Source organism: Mariprofundus ferrooxydans PV-1 (assembly GCF_000153765.1).
Taxonomy (GTDB): Bacteria; Pseudomonadota; Zetaproteobacteria; order Mariprofundales; family Mariprofundaceae; genus Mariprofundus; species Mariprofundus ferrooxydans.
In genome coordinates, this window is record NZ_DS022294.1 from 1,465,049 (window position 1) to 1,473,749 (window position 8,701).

Sequence of the window (8,701 nt, forward strand, 5' to 3'; positions counted from 1 at the left end):
TTTCACTCAGGTTGGTCGGAAATCAACCATTGAGCGCAAGAGTATAAGTGAGACTGACTGCGAGACTGACAAGTCGAGCAGGGACGAAAGTCGGTTCTAGTGATCCGGTGGTTCCGAGTGGAAGGGCCATCGCTCAACGGATAAAAGGTACGCCGGGGATAACAGGCTGATTCCCCCCAAGAGTTCATATCGACGGGGGAGTTTGGCACCTCGATGTCGGCTCATCACATCCTGGGGCTGGAGCAGGTCCCAAGGGTCGGCTGTTCGCCGATTAAAGTGGTACGTGAGCTGGGTTTAGAACGTCGTGAGACAGTTCGGTCCCTATCTACCGTGGGCGTTGGAGAATTGAGAGGATCTGTCCTTAGTACGAGAGGACCGGGATGGACAAACCTCTGGTGTTCCTGTTGTTCTGCCAAGAGCATTGCAGGGTAGCTACGTTTGGAACGGATAACCGCTGAAGGCATCTAAGCGGGAAGCCGGCCTCAAGATAAATTCTCCCGGAGCTTTAAGCTCCCTGAAGGGCCGTGGAAGACTACCACGTTGATAGGCTGGGTGTGGAAGTGCAGCAATGCATGGAGCTGACCAGTACTAATTGCCCGTGCGGCTTAACCATGCAACGTTAAGACATTGAGTGTTTGAATTATCACAAAATAGCCAGCTATGGTTGGACCTTAATGGTTCAGCCCACCAGTTTCCTGGTGTTCATAGCAAAGAGGAAACGCCTGATCCCATCCCGAACTCAGAAGCTAAGCTCTTTTGCGCCAATGGTACTGTAGCGTTCGTTACGGGAGAGTAGGTCAATGCCAGGAATTTATCACAAAAACCGCCAGTCGAGCTTCATGCTCCTGGCGGTTTTTTTTCGTTTGTGCAGAACAAGAGGGGTTCTATCGCGCTGCGGATTAATGCCGCAGCTTGCTTATCGCGCAGCGGGACAGCGCCGCTTGCTCCTGTGTTTTTTCTTTTACTTCACATGTAAACATCTAGAGTAAAAACTCGGAGTGCTAAACGATGCGTGATATCAACCTGGAAACCAGACATCTGATCAAGTTGGCCTCTTCCGCTGCCGTTGTCTGGACGATGTTACTTTCTGCAGCTCTCTACTGGGATTATATCAGCGGCCGTGATCAGGCGCTGAGTCTGGTTGCCATCTCAGCAAGAGCAAACTTCAATAAGGACTCTGCATTCCGTTTCTGGGGGGCATCCCATGGCGGAGTATATGTGCCTGCAGATGAGCACACGCCACCTAATCCGCGCCTTGCTCATATTCCCGAACGTGACATTACAACACCATCCGGAAAGAAATTAACCCTGATGAATCCGGCATACATGGTTCGTCAGATGATGAATGAATTTGAGGGGCTTTATGGTGTAAAAGGCAAAATCACCTCTTTCCCCGACAAGCTGTTTTACCAGGGGAACATGCCTGATGCATGGGAGCTCAACGCACTGCGTTCTTTTCAAAAAGGCAACAAAGAGGTCCATGAGGTCGCTGAAATAGACGGCGTGCCATATCTGCGTTTGATGCGGCCCCTGTTTATCCAGCAGGATTGTTTAAAGTGTCATGCAGAGCAAGGTTACAAAGTTGGTGATCTCCGAGGTGGTGTGGGGGTTGCTGTTCCCATGCAGCCGTACATCGATGCAGAGCAAAAAACTCTGAGAAACCACATGCTGACTTACTTTCTGATCTGGCTGACGGGCCTGTTTGCTATGTATGCTCTGTATGTTCGTGCGAAAGCGCAGGCTCGGAAGTTGTTCAGCATTGAGCAGCAGTTTCATCAGGCTCAGAAAATGGAGGCCATCGGTACACTGGTCGGCGGCATTGCGCATGATTTCAATAATATGCTGGCGGGTATAACGGGGAACCTCTATCTGGCTAAAAAATCAATGCAGGATAATCCGTATGCTTTAGAAAAACTCTCCTCTGTCGAACAGTTGTCATTTCGGGCTGCCGATATGATCGCTCAGTTGCTGACCTTTGCCCGCAAAGGTCAGGTGCGGGTCGAGACTTTTCCATTAACCCCTTTCATTAAGGAGACGCTGAAGCTTTCGACGGTATCAATGCCGGAGAATATTGAACTAAAGGCGAATGTTTGCAGTGAACCTATCTATATCAGGGGCGATGGAACACAGATTCATCAGGTGCTGATCAACCTGCTCAATAACGCGCGGGATGCAGTGGATGGCAATCAGCATCCGCACATTATCGTCAGGCTGGAATCATTTAAGGCCGATGATGATTTTATTAAGAGTCATGCAGATTTTACTGCCGGGAATTACGCTCATCTGAGTGTAGAGGATAACGGATGTGGCATCCCTGAAGCCCGGCTAGAACATCTGTTTGAACCCTTTTTCACCACCAAAGAGGTAGGAAAAGGGACGGGGCTCGGGCTTGCGATGGTATTTGGCGCGATCAAGGCGCACGGCGGCATGGTCTATGTGGAAAGCATCGTGGGTGAAGGCTCAACCTTTCATGTTTATCTGCCGATGCTGGATGTTGATCAGTTTGATTCCGCAGCCCCGGACGAGAATGCGATTGTCCATGGGCAGGGCGAAATGATATTGCTTGTAGACGATGCGTCGCACGTACTAGAGACAGGCCGGGAAGTGCTGGGGAAGTTGGGTTATCAGGTGTTGACCGCATCTGACGGAATGGAGGCCGTGCATGTTTTTTCCACCAATCAGGATGATATAGCACTGGTCATTATGGATTTGGTGATGCCTAAGCTGGATGGGGCTGCCGCGATGGAGCGTATAAGGAAAATCCGCCCTGATGTTAAAGTGATATATGCCACGGGCTATGATATGAAAGCAACTGTGCCGGATGATACAAGCAGTGCCACGGTCCTCACTAAGCCTTACAGCATAGAGAAGCTCAGCGTGGTGATCAGGAATCTGTTGGATACATAGCTTTCAGCGTGTTTGCTGCCGTATGTGTAAGCGCAGTTGTTATCCTGGACTATATAACGAGATTAGCGTCGGCTCTCTTTGTGAATCAGCGGCGGACAGGATCAGGCATGCGACGAGATCGAACTACACAGTGCCTGATATGGAAGAGATTGTTGGGCGCTGGTTTATAGCGCATCGATTGTTTGTTTCAGGGTCTGGAAATCGACGGGTTTTGTAAGCATTCTGGCATCATAGTGTGCGATTTCGTTTTGATCCTCGGGCTCGGAGAATCCGCTGATGGCGATGATAGGGAGCGTCCCATTGTGGGCTCGAACTGCCTTGATCAGCTCTACACCATTCATTCCCGGCATGCATATATCTGTAATTAGCAGGTCGAAGGCTTGCCCCGCAGAGGTGAAATGGTTCAGGGCATGGCGCGCGCTGGGCACACTGGTTACGCAGTGACCGAAGTCCGTCAAAACCTCAGTCATCAGCTTGAGTACTGTCTGATCGTCGTCCACCAATAACAATTTTTTTGACTTATGACTCATGTTTCCCCTCATGGCCGCGAAATATATAAGGGTATGATTGCTTTTCACCCCCCATATAAGGGGTGAAGTGCTGCAGGTTGATGGCTATAAATCGACTTGTATCAGATGGGTCTTCCGATGGTTGTCGGCAGGAGAGGGAAGTTGGAGATTTCTGTTTTTAATGCGCTTGTGATGGAATTGTACGGCTTGTGTTCCAGGCAGGAGTCATTGCCGTATTTCCTGAGTCAGTTGTCAAAATATTATGGTTGTCGGTCGTGTGGGGTTCACATTGTCGACAGGGTAAACTACCACGTTGTTTGTGAGGCAGTGCCGGATGCAGGTGATGACGAGCTGCAACTTTATGCAGCACATTTCGGTCGGCTCAAGCCCTATCTGGAGAATCTGAGAGATATTGAGAAACGGGCTGTTGTAGGGCAACTCTACCTGTTCCGTAATAATCAATTGTTGCCCATGGAGAGTGCATCAGAAGTACTCCATGGCGATAAAAACTCTCCTGAAGTGATTGACCTTCTGTTCAGAGAGAACGGTTATATTGTACATATGGTGATCTGTTGTCCGTTGCATGCGCAGCCCAGTTATGAGCGATTAATGGATAGCTCACGACTGCTGTTGCCGCATGTGCAGCAGGCCTTCAAGATATATCATACGATTGAGCAGCTGAAGAATTACTCTGTGGGATTTGAACAGGCGATGCATAAGCTCAACTCGGGTATTTTACTCTTCGATGGTAATGCGGCACTGGTTTACCAGAATCGCAAGGCCAGAGCGATTCTGGCAACAACACATGTGTTGAGTGTTATCTCCGGTAAGATGGTTGGTCCCTCTTCCGGCGCAACGCAGGATCTGGCGCGGTTGATCAGGAGTGCGGTGGAGCAGGGAAAACAGGGGAATCAAAGGGCCAGTGGTATGACGTTACGCATGGGTGACGGTCGTGACCCGGGGATGGCTGTGATTGCCATCGCCCTGCATCCGCATATTCACTCTGCATTTACGGAGGAGACCGGCGTATATGCAGCCGTGATGATCTCAACGGGAGGGGCAGGATCGGGGTTGGAGCCGGATCTGTTACAATTACTATACGGCCTGACACCGGCTGAGGCGAATCTGGCAATTGGTTTGTCCGACGGCAGCAGTATGGAACGTTATGCATTGCAGGCCGGGATAAGCCTGCATACTGCACGCGGCTACCTGAAGCTGATCTTCCAGAAGACCTACACCAGCCGACAGGCGGAGTTGGTGGCGCTACTGCGCAGTATTCCGGTTGTTATTCATAACCCCGATTAATTAAGAGCGCAATTCCAGCGGGCGCAACCACTGGCTCAGACGAATCAGGGGCAGGCCGATCAGGGCTGTAGGATCGTCCCCCTCCATCTTTTCAAACAGGCTGATGCCGAGCCCTTCGGATTTAAAACTACCCGCACAGTCCAACGGTTGCTCCGCTTCAATATAGTAGCTGATTTCATCCTTGCTTAGTTGACGGAAACAGACGTGATAAGGGATTGTCTCGTAGCGATAGCCGTTTGCATCCATCAGGCACAGCCCGGTCAGGAAGGTGACACGTTGCCCCGATAGTAGCTGTAGTTGCTCTTCCGCCTTCGCGACAGTGCCCGGTTTTCCCAGCACGATATCGCCGCATACGGCGACCTGGTCGGAGGCGATGATGGTTGCAGCGGGTAGACATTTCAGGACGCTGCGTGCTTTGCCCAGTGTATTATGTTTTACCAGCTCATTCGGCGACATACTGCCGGAGGCAGTTTCTTCAAAATCGGGACTTATCTGCTCAAACGGCATGCCCAGTCGTTGTAACAGTGCGCGGCGATAGGGCGATGTTGAGGCAAGAATCAGCTGCACATCAAGGAGCCTGTCGGACTTAGGGTGATCGTAGCGAGCAGGTGGAAGGGCGAGTCAAAAATAGCATGGTTTTGAGGAACATAGTGGTGACTATGTGACGATGAATCAGGATATTTTGGGCCGCCATTCCTGCCGCGCAGTAGGTTTCTCATGAGTCCGATAGACTCCTAAAACATCGACCAGAAGAAGAGTGCTGCAGATGCCAGCGTGTCTCTGCCCCAGGCCGGCCACAGGCGCCAGTGTTGTCCGTTGCGCCAAAGTGCGACCATGGCGCGCAGGCTGTGGAGTGCAAACATCAGGGCCAGCAACCAGTCGCCATCAGGCAGGCGCAGTGAGAAAGAGATGCCGAGGGTTGTAAACAGTATCCATGCGGCGGAAATCGCCGGCCAGCTGTTATCTGGCCGATAGCCGATTACCGAATCGGCAGTGGCCGCGCAGACGAGTAGCGCGCAGGCCATGATCAGCCAGATATGGTGGATATTCTGGGCTGGATTCAGACCGTTGTCTGTGATGTTATGAATCAGAGGCCAAAACAGTACCGGGGCGAGTAGTGCCGCACTGATGCCGATGTAAATTTGAGCGGGAGGTATAACGGCCTGTTTAATAGGAGTCATCGCCAGGTTCCAGTTCGTGCGGGGAGACGGGCTCGCCGGGAATACTGTATTCATCGGAAGCCCATCGTCCGAGGTCAATGATCCGGCAGCGTGATGAGCAGAAGGGGAAATCCTCGGAGTCCCTTGTCGTTTCCTTGCGGCAGACAGGGCAGCGGAAGCGGATGGTCTTTGCTTCGCTCATTACATGCCCACCGGAACCAGCATCATGGAGTAGGGTTGGTCGCCGTCATAGTCGCATGGTGGCGAACCCGGAGTCCATAGCTGAAAGCGGATGCGAATGGCCAGGCGATTGCCGGAAATATCAGGCATAATGCCACGGGCAACTACATCCGCCGGCAGGGAGATGACAAGCAGCCCGAACGATTTTCCCCGATCGGGCGTAATGTGCCCGGTACCATGTGTGGCTACACACTGTTTCCACTGAACGAAATCGTTGAGCATTTTATCCAGGTAATCAACGGCCTCGATGAGGGGTTTTAGTGCTGCGTGCAGCGGCAGCGTGCGCGGGTCGGACTGCTGCCAGATGGCGTGAATACTCTGCTGCATGCAGAGCTTGTGTCCCAGCCAGTCGTGCTTCTTCTGGGTGTTCAGATAGGCATTGATCAGAGCATCTTCAGCCAGAAAGTGACACGCATCGGGTAGTCCCGGCTGTAGTTGCGTCATGTGGGCCTTTATTTTGTCGCAGGCGATCTGAATACTGCTGGAGTAGTGCGGTGCGTCTGCAGCCAGTTGATTGAGATGAAGCTGCAAATCGGTAAACAGGGCAATGACCTCAGGGATCGCATTTTTGCGACCCTGGTCGCCCAGCAAGGATGCGCGCAAATCGCATGCGGCATGCAGCCAGCTTGCGCCATGCTGCGTTATGCGAGCAGCTTCCAGGCAGGCCAAGGCATCGCGCAGCTCTATAAATGAGCGCATACGTGGACTCAGGGCAAATGAAAAGTTAACCATTTCTGTCATGCGTGTCCTCTGTCCTGTGGCAGCAGGTCCGGCGAATGAATCTGCCAGTGCTGCGATGTTGCCGGAAGCCAATCATGCCAGCGATTACAGGCAACAACTACGATTGTTTTTGAATCCAGTGCCCAGTCGGAGATGTCGGCTATCAATGTTGCGGCATCATGTTGTGGCAGGGCATCGGTAGGATTGTCCAGCAGCACCAGTGTGGGGGTTGCCATGCTGATTGCGGCAAGGCTGACGCGTATGGCCTGCAGTCGGTTCAGGGTAGTCACTTGTGTTTCCGCAGCCAGATCGTGCAGCCCCCAGCGACTTAGCGCAGCGCTGACCTGCTGTTGATCAGGCTGCTGGTTCAGGCCGAAGCGTATCTCTTCATCGATGCTCTGGCCCAGCCATATTGCCGGCCACTGCTCGCTGAGCATGCGTACAGACTGTTTTGAGAGGGGGGCTTGATCAATGACGGCATGGATGTTTGTTGGCAGAGGTTCGAGATTCGCGAGCCTTTGCAGCCATAGTGTTTTACCGCAGCCGTTCCTGCCTGAAAGCAGGATGATTTCACCGCTTGCAGCACGCAGGGCGTGCTCATCGCCTCTTATTTCAAGGTGGTGGGCTGCAGCGTTCATAGAGACAAGCCGTGCAGAAGGGTATGAGTGGTCTTCACTGTATGCATCATGGGTAGGAAAATGGAGCGGGTGAAGGGAATCGAACCCTCGTTCTCAGCTTGGGAAGCTGCTTTACTACCATTGTAAGACACCCGCGAAAATCATTAAAACAACGGCCGGAATGGTGGCCTTTTTCATGTTAATTGCAAAGGTCAATTTTAATGTGCTGCGCTGGTTTGCCTGTTACGCGGGTTAGTGGGGTCAGGTATGAAAAAGCGGCCCCCTTTTTACTGAGTCTGTTGTGTGGATGGAAAGCTTATAGTGTCGGGTGTTGCGATTTATGCGGCTGTTTCGGCATGTTGCCAGATGCATTGGCCGCCGCTCTCCTTATGAATGCGTTTGAGCATCAAATGGTGTGCGCTCAGGTCTTCTTCCGGGATGTGCAGTGCCTTGCGGCGCATGATTCTGGCTGTTTCAGCTTTTTCAGAGCGTCCGCGTGATGTTTCAGGCAGTTGTACAAAGGCCGATGCCGGCAGGCGTGTGGCATCCATGCCCAGTGAAAACTGTCTGCCGCCCGTCATGCCCAGATAAACTTCGGCCAACAGCTCCGAATCGAGCAGTGCGCCGTGCAGTTCACGATGGCCACGTTCGATATTGTAGCGGTCGCAGAGCGCATCCAGGTTGTTTCTCTGGTGCGGATGCTTTTCACGGGCAAATACGAGCGTATCAATGACCTGCATGTGCCCAATTTCCGGGAAATTGTTGATGCGCAGTTCGTTCATGATAAAGCCCAGATCGAACGGGGCATTGTGAATCACCAGCGTGGCGCCCTCAATGAAGTCGAGGAACTCCTGAGCAATTTCCCTGAATGTGGGCTGGTCTTTGACCTTGGCATTATCGATGCCGTGAATGCGTACGACTTCGTCCGGTATATTGCGTTCCGGATTGATGTAGCGGTGGAATACATGTTTGTCGCCGGAGAGGACTTTGCGATTGAGTACTTCAATCGCACCGATCTCGACCATGCGATCGCCATTAAGCGGAGAGAGTCCGGTTGTTTCTGTATCGAGCATGATCAGTCGCATGTCCGGCAGTATAGCCTGCTTTTCACTTCTGCCAATGTCGGAACCAGCGGGGCGGGTGAAAAAGGCACAGTTGTCAGCGCATGGGATTTTACGCTCTCGATAGACTTTGGCAGCAGAATCAGGACTTGGCCCGGTTTGTTCTCGGTGGTCGGAATCTG

Annotated in this window: 9 protein-coding genes, 1 tRNA gene and 2 rRNA genes (1 of these 12 only partly in view); 4 read left to right on the top strand and 8 right to left on the bottom strand. The window is 52.2% G+C overall.

Features of this window, described 5'->3' with window-relative positions; all coding sequences use genetic code 11:
• The 3 genes from SPV1_RS06700 to SPV1_RS06710 all read left to right on the top strand — a co-directional run.
• Positions 1–613, top strand: a 23S ribosomal RNA gene (locus SPV1_RS06700); it begins 2,329 nt to the left of the window's first position.
• An 81-nt stretch (positions 614–694) separates the two neighbouring features.
• Positions 695–809, top strand: a 5S ribosomal RNA gene (rrf, locus tag SPV1_RS06705).
• 199 nt (positions 810–1,008) lie between these two features.
• The gene (locus SPV1_RS06710) at positions 1,009–2,907 is read left to right on the top strand and encodes an ATP-binding protein (protein ID WP_009850384.1); all 1,899 of its coding nucleotides are present in this window, start codon (positions 1,009–1,011) and stop codon (positions 2,905–2,907) included.
• 164 nt (positions 2,908–3,071) lie between these two features.
• On the opposite strand, the gene SPV1_RS06715 is transcribed toward SPV1_RS06710, so the two are convergent.
• Entirely contained in the window at positions 3,072–3,437 is a 366-nt protein-coding gene (locus SPV1_RS06715) for a response regulator (protein ID WP_018294295.1), read from the bottom strand.
• A 141-nt stretch (positions 3,438–3,578) separates the two neighbouring features.
• On the opposite strand from SPV1_RS06715, the gene SPV1_RS06720 reads away from it, so the two are divergent.
• Positions 3,579–4,721 carry a helix-turn-helix transcriptional regulator gene (locus tag SPV1_RS06720; protein WP_231288314.1) on the top strand — a complete coding sequence of 381 codons (1,143 nt, stop codon included), beginning with the start codon at positions 3,579–3,581 and terminating at the stop codon, positions 4,719–4,721.
• On the opposite strand, the gene SPV1_RS06725 is transcribed toward SPV1_RS06720, so the two are convergent.
• The 7 genes from SPV1_RS06725 to dnaQ form a co-directional block, all read right to left on the bottom strand.
• Entirely contained in the window at positions 4,722–5,288 is a 567-nt protein-coding gene (locus SPV1_RS06725; RefSeq protein ID WP_009850387.1) for a Maf family protein, read from the bottom strand.
• 167 nt (positions 5,289–5,455) lie between these two features.
• Entirely contained in the window at positions 5,456–5,902 is a 447-nt protein-coding gene (locus SPV1_RS06730; protein WP_009850388.1) for a hypothetical protein, read from the bottom strand.
• Positions 5,889–6,083 carry a DNA gyrase inhibitor YacG gene (locus tag SPV1_RS14160; protein ID WP_009850389.1) on the bottom strand — a complete coding sequence of 65 codons (195 nt, stop codon included), beginning with the start codon at positions 6,081–6,083 and terminating at the stop codon, positions 5,889–5,891. The genes SPV1_RS06730 and SPV1_RS14160 overlap by 14 nt, the downstream gene beginning before the upstream one ends.
• Positions 6,083–6,862, bottom strand: coding sequence for a hypothetical protein (locus tag SPV1_RS06735; protein WP_009850390.1), 780 nt, complete (start codon positions 6,860–6,862; stop codon positions 6,083–6,085). The genes SPV1_RS14160 and SPV1_RS06735 overlap by 1 nt, the downstream gene beginning before the upstream one ends.
• Complete coding sequence (locus SPV1_RS06740) at positions 6,859–7,479, bottom strand: ATP-binding cassette domain-containing protein (protein ID WP_009850391.1); 621 nt, start codon at positions 7,477–7,479, stop codon at positions 6,859–6,861. The genes SPV1_RS06735 and SPV1_RS06740 overlap by 4 nt, the downstream gene beginning before the upstream one ends.
• Before the next feature lie 61 nt (positions 7,480–7,540).
• A tRNA-Gly gene (locus SPV1_RS06745) sits at positions 7,541–7,614 on the bottom strand.
• A 182-nt stretch (positions 7,615–7,796) separates the two neighbouring features.
• Entirely contained in the window at positions 7,797–8,543 is a 747-nt protein-coding gene (gene dnaQ / locus SPV1_RS06750) for a DNA polymerase III subunit epsilon (RefSeq protein WP_018294297.1), read from the bottom strand.
• Positions 8,544–8,701 lie beyond the last annotated feature (158 nt).